14 protein-coding genes are annotated in these 16,201 nt (G+C 38.8%); 11 read left to right on the top strand and 3 right to left on the bottom strand.

Annotated features, from left to right (window positions below; all coding sequences use genetic code 11):
- Positions 1–285: 285 nt before the first annotated feature.
- Positions 286–1,986, bottom strand: coding sequence for a transcription termination factor Rho (gene rho / locus NXS00_RS21645; RefSeq protein WP_258101368.1), 1,701 nt, complete (start codon positions 1,984–1,986; stop codon positions 286–288).
- Positions 1,987–2,247: 261 nt separating this feature from the next.
- Between rho and serS the strand changes: the two genes are divergently transcribed.
- The gene (serS, locus tag NXS00_RS21640; protein ID WP_258101367.1) at positions 2,248–3,528 is read left to right on the top strand and encodes a serine--tRNA ligase; all 1,281 of its coding nucleotides are present in this window, start codon (positions 2,248–2,250) and stop codon (positions 3,526–3,528) included.
- Between the two features lie 87 nt (positions 3,529–3,615).
- Positions 3,616–5,760 (top strand): prolyl oligopeptidase family serine peptidase, encoded by a 2,145-nt coding sequence (locus NXS00_RS21635; RefSeq protein ID WP_258101366.1) that lies wholly within the window; start codon positions 3,616–3,618, stop codon positions 5,758–5,760.
- 23 nt (positions 5,761–5,783) lie between these two features.
- Here NXS00_RS21635 and NXS00_RS21630 read toward each other — a convergent pair whose 3' ends face one another.
- Positions 5,784–8,180, bottom strand: coding sequence for an ATP-binding protein (locus tag NXS00_RS21630; protein ID WP_258101365.1), 2,397 nt, complete (start codon positions 8,178–8,180; stop codon positions 5,784–5,786).
- Positions 8,181–8,346: 166 nt separating this feature from the next.
- Here NXS00_RS21630 and NXS00_RS21625 point away from each other — a divergent pair, with 166 nt between their 5' ends.
- The gene (locus tag NXS00_RS21625) at positions 8,347–8,790 is read left to right on the top strand and encodes a GNAT family N-acetyltransferase (RefSeq protein ID WP_258101364.1); all 444 of its coding nucleotides are present in this window, start codon (positions 8,347–8,349) and stop codon (positions 8,788–8,790) included.
- Here the strand turns inward: NXS00_RS21625 and NXS00_RS21620 are convergent.
- Positions 8,787–9,092, bottom strand: coding sequence for a DUF4286 family protein (locus NXS00_RS21620; protein WP_258101363.1), 306 nt, complete (start codon positions 9,090–9,092; stop codon positions 8,787–8,789). The two genes, NXS00_RS21625 and NXS00_RS21620, sit on opposite strands and share 4 nt — an antisense overlap.
- A gap of 51 nt (positions 9,093–9,143) precedes the next feature.
- On the opposite strand from NXS00_RS21620, the gene NXS00_RS21615 reads away from it, so the two are divergent.
- The 8 genes from NXS00_RS21615 to NXS00_RS21580 all read left to right on the top strand — a co-directional run bounded on the left by NXS00_RS21615 (position 9,144) and on the right by NXS00_RS21580 (position 16,049).
- Positions 9,144–9,782, top strand: coding sequence for a carotenoid biosynthesis protein (locus NXS00_RS21615; RefSeq protein ID WP_258101362.1), 639 nt, complete (start codon positions 9,144–9,146; stop codon positions 9,780–9,782).
- Between the two features lie 80 nt (positions 9,783–9,862).
- Complete coding sequence (locus NXS00_RS21610) at positions 9,863–10,759, top strand: MerR family transcriptional regulator (RefSeq protein WP_258101361.1); 897 nt, start codon at positions 9,863–9,865, stop codon at positions 10,757–10,759.
- 416 nt (positions 10,760–11,175) lie between these two features.
- A complete protein-coding gene (locus NXS00_RS21605) occupies positions 11,176–11,688 on the top strand; it encodes an RNA polymerase sigma factor (RefSeq protein WP_258101360.1) in 513 nt (170 codons plus the stop codon).
- The gene (gene crtID / locus NXS00_RS21600; RefSeq protein ID WP_258101359.1) at positions 11,688–13,157 is read left to right on the top strand and encodes a bifunctional phytoene desaturase/3,4-desaturase; all 1,470 of its coding nucleotides are present in this window, start codon (positions 11,688–11,690) and stop codon (positions 13,155–13,157) included. Before NXS00_RS21605 ends, crtID begins: the two co-directional genes overlap by 1 nt.
- Positions 13,158–13,165: 8 nt before the next feature.
- A complete protein-coding gene (locus NXS00_RS21595) occupies positions 13,166–14,002 on the top strand; it encodes a phytoene/squalene synthase family protein (protein WP_258101358.1) in 837 nt (278 codons plus the stop codon).
- Positions 13,999–14,691, top strand: coding sequence for a lycopene cyclase domain-containing protein (locus tag NXS00_RS21590; protein WP_258101357.1), 693 nt, complete (start codon positions 13,999–14,001; stop codon positions 14,689–14,691). The genes NXS00_RS21595 and NXS00_RS21590 overlap by 4 nt, the downstream gene beginning before the upstream one ends.
- Positions 14,692–14,734: 43 nt before the next feature.
- Complete coding sequence (locus NXS00_RS21585) at positions 14,735–15,580, top strand: 4-hydroxy-3-methylbut-2-enyl diphosphate reductase (protein WP_258101356.1); 846 nt, start codon at positions 14,735–14,737, stop codon at positions 15,578–15,580.
- A gap of 1 nt (position 15,581) precedes the next feature.
- Positions 15,582–16,049: a sterol desaturase family protein gene (locus NXS00_RS21580; protein WP_258101355.1), complete on the top strand. Its 468-nt coding sequence runs from the start codon at positions 15,582–15,584 to the stop codon at positions 16,047–16,049.
- Positions 16,050–16,201: the final 152 nt, after the last annotated feature.

Below are 16,201 nucleotides of genomic sequence, written 5' to 3'. Positions count from 1 at the left end.
CAAAACCACATGATGTTTGAAAGACGCTCGATAACCTGAGCCTGATTTGTATTTTACCAAGTCATTTGACTTTTCTTGTTTATCCATTTTTGACACTGTTTGTGTCAACCTATTTCAGGACCTGACCGTTGGTCATCCAAAAACTTTATTGAATATTGACGATTAATAGTTTTTTCCTATCCCGCTTCAACAGGATATAATTATCAGAAAAATCATTTTCAATAAAGAGCATAAAAAAGCCTGATTGATTGCTCAACCAGGCTTTTCATTTGTCTTGACAGTCTCTTAACCGTTCATAGAGATTAAGAACTCATCATTATTTCTAGTTCCTTTCATTTTGCTTAAAAGGAATTCCATTGCTTCGTTACTGTTCATGTCAGACATAAACTTACGTAGGATCCATACTCTCTGAAGTTCTTCTTTATCCATAAGAAGATCCTCACGACGAGTACCAGATGCAGGCACATCGATAGCAGGGTAAACTCTCTTATTAGATAGTTTTCTATCCAATTGAAGTTCCATGTTACCTGTTCCTTTGAATTCTTCAAAGATTACTTCATCCATCTTAGATCCAGTTTCGATCAATGCTGTAGCGATGATAGTCAATGAACCACCGTTCTCTACATTTCTCGCTGCACCAAAGAACCTCTTAGGCTTATGCAATGCATTAGCATCCACACCACCTGATAAGATTTTACCTGATGATGGAGCTACCGTATTGTACGCTCTAGCCAATCTTGTGATAGAGTCAAGAAGGATCACTACATCGTGACCACACTCTACCATTCTCTTAGCTTTTTCCAATACGATGCTAGATACTTTTACGTGCTTATCAGCTTGCTCATCAAAAGTAGAAGCAACTACTTCTGCCTTCACTGATCTAGCCATGTCAGTCACCTCTTCCGGACGCTCATCGATCAATAAGATCATCAAGTAAACCTCAGGGTGATTTTCTGCTATAGCATTAGCTATATTCTTCAAAAGCACCGTCTTACCTGTCTTAGGCTGTGCAACAATCATCCCTCTTTGACCTTTACCAATTGGTGCAAACAGGTCAACAATACGAGTAGAATAATTATCTGCCTTAGAGCTTAAATTTAATTTTTGATCTGGGAATAGAGGAGTCAAATATTCAAATGCAACACGGTCTCTGATTTCCTCAGTCGTTTTACCGTTCACACTCTCTACTCTTAATAGAGCAAAATACTTTTCCCCATCTTTTGGAGGTCTGATTTGCCCTTTTACAGTATCTCCTGTTTTCAAACCAAACAATTTGATTTGAGATGGAGAAACATAAATATCATCTGGACTTGCAAGGTAGTGGTAGTCACTTGATCTCAAGAAACCGTAACCATCCTGCATAATTTCAAGAACACCTTCGTTCTCGATCATTCCATCAAATTCTTTTACATCCTCGTTGAACTGAGCTTTTTTGCTTCTCTGTTCGTTACGGTTGTCTTTTCTTTGATCTCTGTTATTTTCACGAGATTCTCCTCTATTTTCACGAGATTCTCCTCCTTTGCTAGTACTGCTGTCGTCGTTGTTGGACTCCTTCTTAGCACGAGGATCATTTTCTCTTCTCTTACGAGGACCTCTGTCTTCAGATTTTTCTGACTTCTCTGCTGGTTTTTCTTCCTTCGCAGGCTTCTCGTCAGAATTTTCAATTTCTATATCAAGAGATTTCAACAGATCATCAGCACTTTTTTCTTCTTTCTTAGGTGCTTCTTTTACGTTTTCTCTCTTTTTGTGTGTTGGCTTCTTCTTAGGCTTGTCTTCTTTTTCTTTAGCAGGGGCTGCTTTTTGATCTTCAGACTTGTCTTTTTTCAACTTCTTCAATTCGCCATCGGGTAATGTTGCTTGCTTGTCAAGGATTTCGTAGATCAGATCCTTTTTAGCTGTTTTCTTGGCGTTTTTAATACCAAGATCTTCGGCAATCTCTCTCAATTCTGAAAGGAGCCTTACACTCAAATCATCTAAAGTGTACATAAATTAATACGTGGGTTTTAAACTGGTTCCGCTGGTTAGAAACGTGCGGAGATTAAGATAAAATATCGAATAGGATAAAAATTAAGTGGAGTTCCACTTGAATTGCTCCACAAGTATAGGTTAACGTCCACTATTTCACAAATAAACGAGGTTAAATTCTGTCAAGCGCTAAAAACCAATATTTTGACGGTTCACTTCCTTTATTGACGGAATGCCAGTTACTTTGCAACCTCATTTGACATAGCCAGAAAGCTTTATAACATGCTACAAGTAAATAACATTCAGGAAAACCTAGACAAATTCGTTGAAGGGTTAGGCAAAAGAGGCATTCAAAATGCAAAAGATTTGCTTAATGAAGTGATCGATCTTGACGATCAAAGAAAGAAGACACAACAAGAACTGGATGAAGTAAAGGCAAAATCGAACCAGCTGGCAAAGCAAATCGGCCAACTTTTTAAAGAGGGAAAAAAAGATGAAGCAGAGGCAGCTAAAGCAGAAACAGCTGAGCTGAAAGAAAAAGATAAAGCACTTTCAGAGCAAATGAGCTTTATTCAGGATCAGCTGCTAAACAAACTATACAACATCCCAAATATTCCAAACCCGATTGTCCCTGCTGGTAAGAGCGAAGATGACAATGAGGTGGTAAAAGTTGATGATAGTGCTACTCCAACACTAGGAGAAGACGCTAAACCACATTGGGATTTGATTAGCGAGTATGACATTATTGACTTTGAATTAGGTAATAAAGTAACCGGCGCAGGTTTCCCTTTCTATAAAGGTGCAGGTGCACGCATGGTGAGAGCCATGATCAACTACTTCCTGGATGAAGCACAAAAAGCTGGATATGTAGAAGTACAGACTCCTATTCTGATCAACGAAGATTCAGGGTATGGTACCGGCCAGCTTCCAGATAAAGAAGGTCAGATGTACGGAATCACGGATTCTAACTTGTTCTTGATCCCAACAGCTGAAGTCCCAATCACCAATATTTATAGAGACGTGATTGTGAATGAAGCAGAACTTCCAATCAAACACGTAGGATATACTCCTTGCTTCAGAAGAGAAGCAGGATCTTGGGGAGCACATGTTCGTGGCTTGAACAGACTACATCAATTTGATAAAGTAGAGATTGTTCAAATAGCTAACCCAGATAAATCTTATGAGTTGCTAGACGAAATGGTAGCTCATGTAGAGAAGTTAGTTAAGAGCCTTGGCTTGCCATATAGAATCTTGAGACTATGTGGCGGAGATTTAGGATTTACCTCTGCTATCACTTATGATTTTGAAGTATACTCTGCAGCTCAAAAGAAATGGTTAGAAGTAAGTTCTGTATCTAACTTCGAAACCTATCAGGCTAACAGATTGAAATTGAGATATAAAAACGCTGACAATAAAAAGCAGTTAGCTCATACCTTAAATGGTTCAGCATTGGCGGTTCCAAGAATATTGGCTGCCATTTTGGAGAACAATCAAACTCCAGAAGGCATCAAAGTACCAGAGGTACTTCAGCCATATACTGGAATGTCCATGATAACGAAATAAGAAGCCATTCATGTAAAGTTCTTCAAAGGGATCCTATCATTGGGATCCCTTTTTTTATCTTCATGGTGAAAAATGTGAATTATATACATGAAGAAGATTATCCCTGCATTACTAATTGGTGGCGTAGTTGCATGTTCTCCTCAAAAACAAGAAGAGAAGCCTACTGCCGACCTGACCTATCCCAGCACTATGAAAGTAGATACTGTTGACACTTACTTCGGAACTGAAGTACCTGATCCATACCGTTGGTTAGAAGATGACTTATCTGAAGAAACTGGCAACTGGGTTGCGGATCAGAACAAAGTAACATTTGCCTATCTCAACAATATCCCGTTCAGAGACAAGCTTAAGTCACGTCTAGAAACATTGTTTAATTACGAAAGAGTCTCTGCTCCTACTAAACATGGAGAATGGGAATATTTCTACAAGAATGATGGCTTGCAAAATCAAAGTGTCCTGTACAGAAGAAAAGACGCTGATTCTGAAGCGGAAGTATTTTTAGATCCAAACAAATTCAGAGAAGACGGAACCATTTCACTTGCTTCAACAAGCTTCACTGATGATGGATCTTTGTTTGGTTACTTAATCTCTGTTGGCGGTTCGGACTGGAGAAAGGCGATCGTCATGAATACTGAAACCAAAGAAATTGTAGAAGACACTCTTCAGAATATTAAGTTTAGCGGCATGAGCTGGAGAGGCAACGATGGCTTCTATTACAGCTCTTATGACAAACCAAAAGAAGGAAGTGAGCTCTCTGCAAAGACTCAATACCATAAACTCTATTACCACAAACTAGGAACTCCACAGTCGTCTGATGAATTGATATTTGGTGGAGAAGCTCAGCCATATCGATACATATATGGAGGCGTATCTGAAGACAATAGATACCTGGCAATTGGTGCTGCTACCAGTACTAGTGGCAATGTTCTTTTCATTAAAGACTTGAATGATCCAAACTCAAAGATTATTCCTGTTGATGAAAACATGGAAACTGAGAAATCACTATTAACAACAGTTGGTGACAAACTCTACATTCAAACGAATGCGGATGCACCAAACAATCGAGTAGTATCTACAACTATCGATAATCCAATCACAGAAACTTGGGTTGACGTTATCCCAGAATCAGAAAATGTATTGGGAGCGAGCACTGCTGGCGGATACATTTTCGCAAATTACCTGGAAGATGCGAAAACAGCCATCAAGCAATACGACATGGATGGTCAATTAGTAAGAGATGTTGAATTACCAGGAATTGGTTCTGCTGGTGGATTTGGAGGTAAAGAAGATGATAAGACCCTTTACTATTCATTCACATCGTTTACTTATCCAAGTACCATTTTTAAATACGATATCGAAAGCGGTAAATCCGAGCTATACGAACAACCAGAAATTGATTTCAATCCTGAAGACTATGTGACAGAACAAGTTTTCTACAAGAGTAAGGACGGAACGGAAATCCCAATGTTCATTACCTACAAAAAAGGCTTAGAGAAAAATGGCAAAAACCCAACTTATCTATACGCGTATGGAGGATTCAATGTCAGCCTGAGACCATCATTTAGCACCAGTAGAATTCTTTGGTTAGAAAATGGAGGAATCTATGCACAGCCAAACATCAGAGGTGGTGGCGAATATGGAGAAGCATGGCACATTGCCGGCACTAAAATGCAAAAACAGAATGTATTCGATGATTTCATCGCTGCTGGAGAATACCTAATCAAAGAGAATTATACAACTAGCGACTATTTGGCAATTGCCGGTGGTTCTAATGGTGGATTATTAGTTGGAGCCACGATGACTCAGCGACCTGATTTAGCTAGAGTGGCATTCCCAGCGGTTGGCGTAATGGACATGTTGAGATACCACAAATTCACAGCTGGAGCTGGATGGGCATATGATTATGGCACATCCGAAGATTCTAAAGAAATGTTTGATTACCTATTGAACTACTCTCCTGTACACAATTTGGATGCAGCAGATTATCCAGCAACGATGGTAACTACCGCAGATCATGATGACAGAGTAGTTCCTGCACACTCTTTTAAGTTTGCTGCAGGATTGCAAGAGGCGCACACTGGCAGCACACCAGTTTTGATAAGAATTGAAACCGATGCTGGACACGGTGCCGGAACTCCTATCTCTAAGAGTATAGAACAAGCAGCGGATGCCTATGCATTTGCCTGGTACAACATGGGAGTAATTCCTGAAATAGCTAAGAAAGACATGTAATCATTAAGGCCTCGAATGAGGCCTTAATTTTTTAAATCTTCTTGTCCAACAGACTGTGATTGCTGTGCTTCAGCGTTTTCCTTTTGTTCATTTGGAATCTCCACCAAATGCTTGACGAGTTTGTTATACAAATGTTCAGGATGGAATGGTTTTACTACCAGATCATCCAACCCTGCAGACTTAATGTTTATTTCAATATCAGATAATGCCGCAGCTGTTAGTGCCAAGATAGGCAACTTACATCCTCTTGCTCTCAACTCTTTCGTAGCGGTATAGCCATCCATTATTGGCATCTGTAAATCCATAAGAATTAAGTCAAACTTATCATCCCCATACACTTCCAGAGCCTCTTCTCCATTCTTTGCATAGCCAATTCTGCAATGCCATTTTTCGAGGAATCGTTGAGCCACCATCACATTGACATCATTATCCTCTACCAGAAGAATTCTTTTATCAAGAAGTGGATCGACCAACTGGCTAGGTTTAGCCACAGTTTTACGTACACCTTTAGCGATTTTGAATCGTTGTTCGAAGAAGAACTTTGAACCTTTCCCCAATTCACTTTCAAGCTGAATATCAACTCCTTGCAACTCCAGTATTTTTTTACTGATAGCCAATCCCAATCCAGTACCTCCGTAAGTTCTGTTAATAGAGGTATTCGCTTGATTGAATCGCTCAAAAATCTTTTGCTGATGAGCTTTAGATATTCCAATACCAGTATCTTCTACATCAAATGCCACCAAAATACTCTCAGGCTCTCTTTCTACCTGCTTGATTCGCAAGGTTACTGTCCCGTTTTTGGTAAACTTGATCGCATTATTAATCAAATTAGAGAGAACTTGGGTCAACCTCCCAGCATCACCCAAATACATAACAGGTAGATCTTCATCGTACTCAAAAACCACTTGAGTTTTTACTTCTTCCGCTGTGGTCTTGAAACCATCTACCAGGTTTTGACCAAGCTCTTTGATATTAAAAACAGCTTCTTCAATGATCAGTTTTCCGGACTCTAGTTTATTAAAGTCCAAAATATCATTAATCAAACGAAGTAAGTTCTCAGAAGAGAATTTGAGAGTATCCAGCGTTTTCTTTTGATCGTTTCTTGGATGACTATATAACAAGTGATGGGTCAACCCGATCACAGCGTTCATCGGTGTTCTAATCTCATGGGACATTGTGGACAAGAAATCCGACTTGGCCCTGGTGCTTGCTTCAGCCTCTTCTTTTGCTTGTCTCCAGGCCAGTGCCACCTGTTGAGAGGTAGTGATTGATTGTAAAAAGAAAAAGATCATATAGCTCAAAGGCACCAGAAAAGCAGGCAAATCAAAAACAGAAAGTCTATCCAATACCTGAAGAAGCAACGCCATTAAAATCACACTTGCAGAAATCATTGCAAATTTAGAGCCAGGACGTTTTCGCAATAGCGCATTCAAATAAATGTAGAAGCCTAATCCTATTACACCGAAAATGAAAATCAAGAAAAAGCTCTGCAAAAAGGTAAATATGGTTGGCGGCAATATAACCGCAGCTGCTAAAAAGGCTAAACTGACGTAAACCACCACCTTCTCAAGAACCTGTGGTCCATCTTCAGGATATGTGGCATAGGTGTATTTCAACAATAATATTGTCAGAAGATACACAGACACATACTCTAACTTAATAGACAGCAACCAGGGAATGCGGGGAAACAACCAATGCATCACATAATTACCGCTACCAAAGACATAATAGCTAAATGTGATACAGAATAGTGCGAAATAAAGGATGTTACGTTGCCTTCTACCGTACAAATACAGTCCTAGAAAAAACATCCCCCCCATAATCAATGCACCTGTAAGGATCGCATCCAGGAAGAAAACATAATTCTTATAGCTTGTTAGTTGCTGTCTATCACCAAGCAGGATACTATCAACCGGACCACCTCTATGATGACTGAAATTGGCTATTTGCAATGTAAATACATTGGTCTCTTTAAGGATATCCTGATCTATCGCACTGGTGATTTGTATCCATTTTGGTTCTGTGGTTTCCTCAGTAGTACCTACCTGACCATTACTGGAAATCAACACTCCATTGATATAAAAGCGATAAGCATTGTAGACTGCTGGAGTATATATGGCAAATTTCTTAGTTGGATCAAGTAATACCTTGAGTTGATAAGTAGCATAGCCTGTTGACGCATTACCAGTCAGTGGTTCATCATTCCAAACTCGAGGAAATGGTGCCAACTGACCACCTGTGGCAAGATCTGCCCCATCATAAAGTTTCTCCCAATGAAGATACCAATCTCCATCAAGGTCTACCCATGAAAAATCATCACCTACGTTTCGCAGGTCAATAACACCGTTCTCAGGGCTCTGTGCGAATCCGTAAAAGAAGGACAAACAAAACAAAAAAGTTAGTCCGAGTACTTTAATCATTGGATATTTCAAAGGCGGTAGATTTTGACTATCAATGAAAGATAACTAAGAATATTATAATAAAGACCAAATTTAAAGCATTAAAAGGCATTTTTGTAATTATGGTAATTTAGGACTTATCAAATACGATTAATTATTTCACAATAAACACTAGATAGCATCATTCATGATCATCAGAAAAGGAACCATTGAAGACCTTCCAAGAGCTCTCGAGTTAATCAAAGAACTGGCTTTGTATGAAAAAGCCCCTAATGAAGTGACCAACACACTGGAAATGATGGAAAAAGACGGATTCGGTGAAAACCCAGTGTATGGCTTCATTGTCGCAGAAGAAAACGACACCATTCATGGCATGTCTATGTACTATTGGAGATACTCTACCTGGAAAGGAAAACGAATTTACCTGGAAGATTTGATCGTTACCGAATCTAAAAGAGGATCTGGCATTGGTAAATTACTCTTCGAAGAAACGATAGAAATCGGCAAAAAAGAAGGTGCTACTGGTATGATGTGGCAAGTACTAGACTGGAACGAACCAGCCATCAACTTCTATAAAAAGTACGGTGCCAATATAGAAGATGAATGGCTTAATTGTAATATCAACTTTTAGATCTCTTCCAAAACAGTTCGGAATGAAACACATCTGTTCATATAGCGCTGAACATGTTTTTGAGCTATTGCAGGAGCATGGTTTTGTAGATAGTCATTTACCATGCTCATACTTTTTGCATAATATTGAACGGCAAAAGTTTGACCTTGAGCTTCAGGATCATCATTGATCAAACGCAACATTTTATTTTCAACAAAGCAACCAGTAGACATGATTTCAGGAATGTGGTGATTTTTCATCCAGGTCATCCAATCCTGCAAAACGCCATCCTCTACATTCACCGTCACATTATATAAAACCATAAGAATTTTGAATTTTTAAAACCAACTCAAACGTAAGTAGTTTCTCCCTCAATGACCTACAGCAAAGACAATATTGTATCGTGCATCATCATAATTCTCCATTTAGTTGGAGTAGTTGGAACCGCTATACCGGTCACAAGAGAACTGGTTGTATCATTAACTCCGTTCAACTTATTGATCACATTTGGCCTACTCACTTATTGTCACCGTGGTTCTATAGCACATTTGATTTACTTTATTTTATTATCAACCACTATCGGGTTTGGAGTGGAAGTACTGGGCGTGACAACTGGATGGCCATTCGGAAACTACGCCTACGGAGAAACATTAGGATTCAAACTTTTTGATGTTCCTTTACTGATAGGAATCAATTGGTTTATACTTGCCTATTGTTTTGGAGTGATTAGTTCCCAGCTAGATATGCATCCAGCAATGAAAATATTAGTGGCGGCTGGAGCAATGGTTGGATTAGATTTTTTTATTGAGCCAATAGCAATTAGGCTTGATTACTGGTCCTGGGAGAATAATATTATTCCTGCAAGCAATTACATAGGGTGGTTAGGAACCGCACTTATTATTCAGGTGCTGTTTCATTTTTTATTACGGAAAAGTTTCAACAAACAATCTACTATAACTGTTAGTTCACAAGCTTTCTACTTTATCATACTTCAGATTTTCTTCAAGTTTTAAACACTTTTGAGCAATCTGGAGTTATGAAAGAAACCCTAATGTTCTTTGTAGGAAGGTTGATTAAGATTAAGAAGTAACGGATGAGCACGTTTTCGATAAGAGATTTAGAACATTTGTCTGGCATCAAAGCCCATACTATCAGAATATGGGAGCAACGCTATGAGCTAATTCAGCCTAAGCGAACTGATACCAATATTCGGTATTATGATGATCATGATCTAAAACTTATTTTGAATGTCGCTCTACTAAAAGAGAACGGAGTTAAAATTTCCAAGATTGCCGAAATGACCGAAAACGATATGCAGCGTGAGGTCATTAAATTAACAGAAAGAAATCTCCGATACCCTGAGCAGATTCATTCACTGACCATCGCTATGGTAGATTTGGATGAAGAACGATTCGAAAAAATTATCTCTTCGAACATTCTGAAACTTGGGTTTGAAAAAACGATGATCAACGTCATCTACCCTTTCCTTTCTAAGATTGGGATATTGTGGCAAACAGGTGCCATTAATCCAGCTCAAGAACATTTCATTTCTAACCTTGTTCGCCAGAAACTGATTGCCGCCATTGATGGCCAATATTTCGTTAGTAGCGAAAAAGCTAGAAAATATATTCTTTACCTACCAGAAGGTGAACTACATGAGTTGAGTCTGCTTTTCGCCGACTTCATTATCAAATCCAGAAATAACAGAACAGTTTATCTGGGACAGTCCTTGCCGTATATGGATTTGGCTGCTGTCTATGAAGTGCACAAGCCAGATTACATACTTTCTGTTATCACAACCACTCCAGGCCCTAGCGAAATACAAGGATATGTAGACCGATTGGCCGCATCATTCCCTGACACCCACATTTTACTTACAGGCTTTCAAGTAGTAGGTCAGGATGTAGAAACTCCAGAAAACGTCACCATCTTCAACAGATTGGAACAGCTTATTCAGTTCGTAGAAGAAAATACTATGAGTATAGCATAACAGCTAGTCCCTATGTATTTGCTCCCATTTTAAAACTTCGCTAGAAGTCAACTTCGTCATACTCTCTTAAAACACCAAATCTGTATCCTTCGAAGAAAGGTACTTGATGAAAGTACTTTATTCAATTTATACACAAGAATCATCTACAACTTACATTTTGTGGAAGAGATTCATGGGTTTGCTATACGTTCACCTAAATGATCTTTTGTGAAGGTTTGTTAAACAAAATATTATCAAAACTTCACGTCGACAATCATAAAAATACATTTAAACAGTATTTAAAGCATTTTTACGCAACTTTTAAATGTACAGACACGTATATTTGTTTATGTTTATTGAATTATTGCTAAACAAAGCTTTGGATTTCTGTTTAACGTTTTATATCTTTGAATTAAACAAAATTAAATTCCACAACCATGACAGCAATTGAATTCAGTTATAAAGTCGATCAATTAACAAGTTCTTTAAAACCATTCGCTCTAAAGCTGACTAAGGATATGGAGGATGCTAATGACCTTCTTCAAGAAACTATTCTTAAGGCTTTTACTAATAGAGATAAGTTTGCAGAGGGCACAAACCTGAAGGCTTGGATGTACACAATTATGAAAAATACATTCATTACCAACTATCAGCGAATGATGAGAAGAAACACATTCATTGATACTACCGAGAATTTACATTATATCAACTCTACAGATAGCACGATACAGAATGGCGCATACACCAATTTCGCCATGAAAGACATCAATTTCGCTATCGATAAACTTCAAGATGCGTATAAAGTACCTTTCATGATGCACTTCAGAGGGTTCAAATACCACGAGATTGCAGATAAATTAGAAATTCCGATAGGTACAGTAAAAAATAGAATACATATTGCCAGAAAAGAGCTAAAAACGAAGCTTAAAGTTTACGGCAAGAAAAACTAATGGAAAAAAAAATCGCAGTTATTGGTAGCGGATTCGCTGGTCTCTCGGCCGCATGCCATTTAGCCAAGAAAGGCTACAACGTTACTGTAATAGAAAAGAATACAACTCCGGGAGGACGAGCCAGACAACTCCAATTGTCTGGCTTTACTTTTGATATGGGACCGAGCTGGTACTGGATGCCGGATGTGTTTGAACACTTTTTTTCTCAATTCAATAAAAAGCCATCTGATTACTATCAGCTTGACAGATTAGATCCTAGCTACAGAGTAAAGTTTAAAGATGAACATGTCGACTTACCAGCCTCGATGCTGGAAATGGAAGCATTATTCGAAAGATTGGAGCCAGGATCCTCAAAAGGCTTACGCCAATTTCTTAAACAAGCAGAATATAAATATCAAGTTGGCATTAATGACTTGGTTTACAAACCAAGTAGGTCAATTACAGAGTTTGCGGACCCGAGATTACTAACTGGCTTACTTAAAATGGATGTTTTCACCTCCATGAGTAAACATATTCGAAAGTTTTTCAAGAATGGTAAACTGATCGAATTATTGGAATTCCCAGTTCTTTTCCTGGGCAGCACACCCGAAAATACACCTGCATTATATAGTCTAATGAACTATGCAGACATTTCACTTGGGACCTGGTACCCGCAAGGAGGAATGTTCAAAGTTGTAGAAGCCATGGTATCACTGGCGCAAGAACTCGGCGTAGAACTATTAATGGATGAAGCAGTAACAGGTTTCAGCTATAAAAATAAATCCATTGAAAAAGTCATCACTACCAAAGGAGCATATGATTTCGATGTAGTAGTTGGCGGCGCAGATTACCATCACATAGAATCACAACTACTCCCAACGGAATATCGAAATTATTCAGAAAGCTATTGGGACAAACGAGTAATGGCCCCATCCTCTCTACTCTTTTATATAGGAGTAAACAAAGAACTACCCAACATGCTACACCATGTGCTGTTTTTTGATGAAGACTTTAAACAACACGCCAAAGAAATTTACCAAGATCCAAAATGGCCAACCAAGCCACTATTATATACTTCAGCAACTTCCAAAACCGATAAATCTGTAGCACCTGAAGGTCACGAAAATCTGGTTGTCCTAATTCCTGTTGCTCCAGACCTTCAAGACACTGAAGAAACAAGAGAGCATTATTACCAGATCGTCATGGATAGGCTGGAGTCTTTCACAGGCACCAATATCAGAGATCATGTGGTTTGCAAAAAAAGCTTCGCCCACAAAGACTTCATTAATGACTACAACTCCTTTAAAGGAAATGCTTACGGCTTAGCCAATACACTAATGCAGACAGCTATCCTTAAACCTTCATTAAAAAATAAAAAACTGAAAAATCTTTATTTCACTGGTCAATTAACCGTTCCAGGACCTGGCGTACCACCATCCATCATCTCAGGTGAGGTCGTAGCTAGAGAAATACAAAAAGATTTTAAGTAGATTTAAATATGGACCTATTTAGTGAAACCACCCTCAAGTGCAGCAAGTTGATCACTCAGCACTACAGCACTTCGTTTACACTTGGCATTAAAACCCTGGATAAGCGCTTTCACTTGCCCATATATGCTATTTATGGATATGTGAGATATGCAGATGAAATAGTTGACACCTTTCACGATCACAACAAAAAAGAATTACTCGAGCGATTTGAAACTGACACCTATTTAGCCATCAAAGAAAAAATAAGCCTAAACCCGGTATTACACAGCTTTCAGATGGTGGTCAATAAGTTCAAAATCCCTCATCATATGATCGATGCATTCCTTCATAGCATGAAAATGGACCTAAACAATGAAAACTACAATCAAGCAGGCTATGAAGAGTACATCTATGGCTCCGCTGAGGTAGTTGGACTCATGTGCCTAAAAGTGTTTTGCGAAGGAGATGAAATAGAATACAGCAAACTAGAACCTTCAGCCAAGCGTCTAGGTGCAGCCTTCCAAAAAGTAAACTTCCTACGCGATCTAAAAAGCGACTTCAAGGAAAGGGGTCGTGTATATTTCCCTGGAGTAAACTTTGAAAACTTTACTGAGGAAGACAAAACGACCATCGAAGCTGATATAGCTGCGGACTTTGATGCTGCATTGGAAGGAATCAAAAGACTACCCAAAGGCGCAAAAGCTGGCGTATATTTAGCATACATCTATTACTTACAGCTTTTCAAAAAAATCAAAAACCTACCTTCTTCTAAAATCCTTTCCGAACGAGTAAGAGTGCCTGACATGAAGAAGATGCTACTATTAAGCAAGACCTTGTTATTAAACAGACTAAACGCACTTGTATGAAATACCTGTATTTCATACTGCACCTATTCACTGTTTCCTTTCCTCTGCTCCGGTCTTTTGAACCAAGAATTAAATACGCCAAAAAGTGGAACGCACTGTTTATTGGCATTGCCATTACTGGTGCATTCTTTATAGCATGGGACATTCTATTCACTCGCATTGGTGTCTGGGGGTTCAATTCTCGCTACCTAATGGGTGTTTACATTTTCAATTTACCAATTGAAGAAATCCTGTTTTTCATCACGGTACCTTTTGCAAGTGTCTTTATTTACGAATGCGTGATCTATTTTCTACCTCGCATCCAAACAAACAAATTCATTAAAATCAACACAGGCCTCATAGGTTTTTTACTGTTAATTTTTGCCGTTTTAAACTTCGATCGCCTATACACCTTTTGGAACTTCCTCTTTGCAGGAATCTTCCTGATATACACTGGAATTAACAATCCTGACTGGCTTGGCAAATTCTGGACAGCATACCTGATTCACTTAGTCCCGTTCGTCTTAGTCAATGGCGTTTTAACAGGATACGGCCTGGAAGAACCGATAGTCTGGTACAACAATGAAGAGAACTTAGGCATTAGATTAATCACCATACCAATAGAAGATACTATGTACGCGTTACTACTACTTTTAATGAACGTAACGTTTTACGAAAAATTTAAGCAAACCACCAAACAAAATCCTTAGACAAATTTTTAAGCTAACTCACTAACAAACTGACCTATAGCTCATGTTGAAACTTAATGTTACCATAGACGAAAATTCAGGATTTTGCTTCGGTGTGGTTTATGCCATCGAGATGGCAGAAGATATTCTTGAACAACAAGGCCACCTCTACTGCCTGGGCGACATAGTTCACAATGACGAAGAGGTTAAACGCCTACAAGCCAAAGGACTTGAAATCATTTGTCACGATCAGCTAAAGGACATTAAAGATGCAGCTGTGCTTATTAGAGCACACGGGGAACCTCCAAGCACTTACAAATTAGCGATTGAAAACAATCTGACATTGGTTGACGCAAGCTGCCCAGTGGTTCTTAAACTCCAAAACAGAATTAAAAACTCTTTCGACAAAGGAGAAAACATCTACATCTATGGCAAACACGGCCATGCTGAAGTAGTTGGCCTCCTAGGGCAAACAAATAATGAAGCAGTAGTCTTTCAGGACATCAACGAACTAGACATGACTGCACTGCCTTCCAACATTACTTTGTACAGCCAAACCACGAAGAGTACAGACAATTTCTACAATATTAAGGACACATTGACCAGCTCAGGAATAGAAGTTAACGCCAATGATACCATCTGCAGACAGGTTAGCAATCGAGACAAAGAGCTAAGAGAATTTGCTAAGCGCTTTGATAAGATCATATTTGTTTCCGGCACCAAATCCTCTAATGGAAAAGTTCTCTATAATATTTGCAAGGAAAATAACGCAAACACTTACTTTGTATCCAACAAATCAGAAATAGACAAAAACTGGTTTAGTTCAGATGAATCCATTGGCATATGTGGAGCAACCTCCACCCCTATGTGGTTAATGGAAGAAGTGAGAGACGAATTACATTCCTATTAGAATGCAGCACCTTATTAACACAGCTTTAGTTGTTGGCACATTTTTCTTCATGGAGGGAGTAGCCTGGTTCACCCATAAGTACATCATGCATGGCATCTTATGGACCTGGCACAAGTCTCATCACGTGAAGCACCCTCACACATTAGAGCGCAATGACCTCTTTGCTCTGGTATTTAGTATTCCTTCAATAGCACTCATCGTAGCAGGTTATGAGATTGAATCATTAAGCTGGCTGAAGTTTGTTGGCTTTGGAATACTTGGTTATGGAATTTTCTATTTTGTCTTTCATGACGTGATTGTACACCGAAGAATTAAGATTCCATTTAAAGCAAAATCTCCATACATGAAGCGTATAATGAACGCTCATTACGTTCATCACACCGTTCACTCCAAGGAAGGAGCCGAAGCATTTGGATTTCTCTATGCGCCTAAGAAATATGAAAAAGGAGCGCACCCTAAACCCAAGTAGCCATTTTTTAATGGAAGCATTTTATCCACTTATCCACACAATCAAACCGTTCGTCTAAGGAACCCAATATCAGACTCAATTTAAACCGTATATAGATTGAGACTAAAGGTAAATGAGTTATCTTTAATCATTCATCGCAGCGATTTTCTCAT

Source organism: Marinoscillum pacificum (genome assembly GCF_024714495.1).
Lineage (GTDB): Bacteria > Bacteroidota > Bacteroidia > Cytophagales > Cyclobacteriaceae > Marinoscillum > Marinoscillum pacificum.
The sequence above is the reverse complement of the archived record's forward strand: the minus strand, read 5'-3'. Positions and strand labels throughout refer to the sequence as shown.

Bases quoted from the DNA above. Each gene is read 5' to 3' on its own strand.
- NXS00_RS21630 (WP_258101365.1), bottom strand. From the start codon at position 8,180: ATGATTAAAGTACTCGGACTAACTTTTTTGTTTTGTTTGTCCTTCTTT.
- NXS00_RS21615 (WP_258101362.1), top strand. From the start codon at position 9,144: ATGACCTACAGCAAAGACAATATTGTATCGTGCATCATCATAATTCTC.
- NXS00_RS21580 (WP_258101355.1), top strand. From the start codon at position 15,582: ATGCAGCACCTTATTAACACAGCTTTAGTTGTTGGCACATTTTTCTTC.
- NXS00_RS21620 (WP_258101363.1), bottom strand. From the start codon at position 9,092: ATGGTTTTATATAATGTGACGGTGAATGTAGAGGATGGCGTTTTGCAG.
- NXS00_RS21610 (WP_258101361.1), top strand. From the start codon at position 9,863: ATGAGCACGTTTTCGATAAGAGATTTAGAACATTTGTCTGGCATCAAA.
- NXS00_RS21635 (WP_258101366.1), top strand. From the start codon at position 3,616: ATGAAGAAGATTATCCCTGCATTACTAATTGGTGGCGTAGTTGCATGT.
- NXS00_RS21605 (WP_258101360.1), top strand. From the start codon at position 11,176: ATGACAGCAATTGAATTCAGTTATAAAGTCGATCAATTAACAAGTTCT.
- crtID (WP_258101359.1), top strand. From the start codon at position 11,688: ATGGAAAAAAAAATCGCAGTTATTGGTAGCGGATTCGCTGGTCTCTCG.
- serS (WP_258101367.1), top strand. From the start codon at position 2,248: ATGCTACAAGTAAATAACATTCAGGAAAACCTAGACAAATTCGTTGAA.
- NXS00_RS21595 (WP_258101358.1), top strand. From the start codon at position 13,166: ATGGACCTATTTAGTGAAACCACCCTCAAGTGCAGCAAGTTGATCACT.
- rho (WP_258101368.1), bottom strand. From the start codon at position 1,986: ATGTACACTTTAGATGATTTGAGTGTAAGGCTCCTTTCAGAATTGAGA.
- NXS00_RS21585 (WP_258101356.1), top strand. From the start codon at position 14,735: ATGTTGAAACTTAATGTTACCATAGACGAAAATTCAGGATTTTGCTTC.
- NXS00_RS21625 (WP_258101364.1), top strand. From the start codon at position 8,347: ATGATCATCAGAAAAGGAACCATTGAAGACCTTCCAAGAGCTCTCGAG.
- NXS00_RS21590 (WP_258101357.1), top strand. From the start codon at position 13,999: ATGAAATACCTGTATTTCATACTGCACCTATTCACTGTTTCCTTTCCT.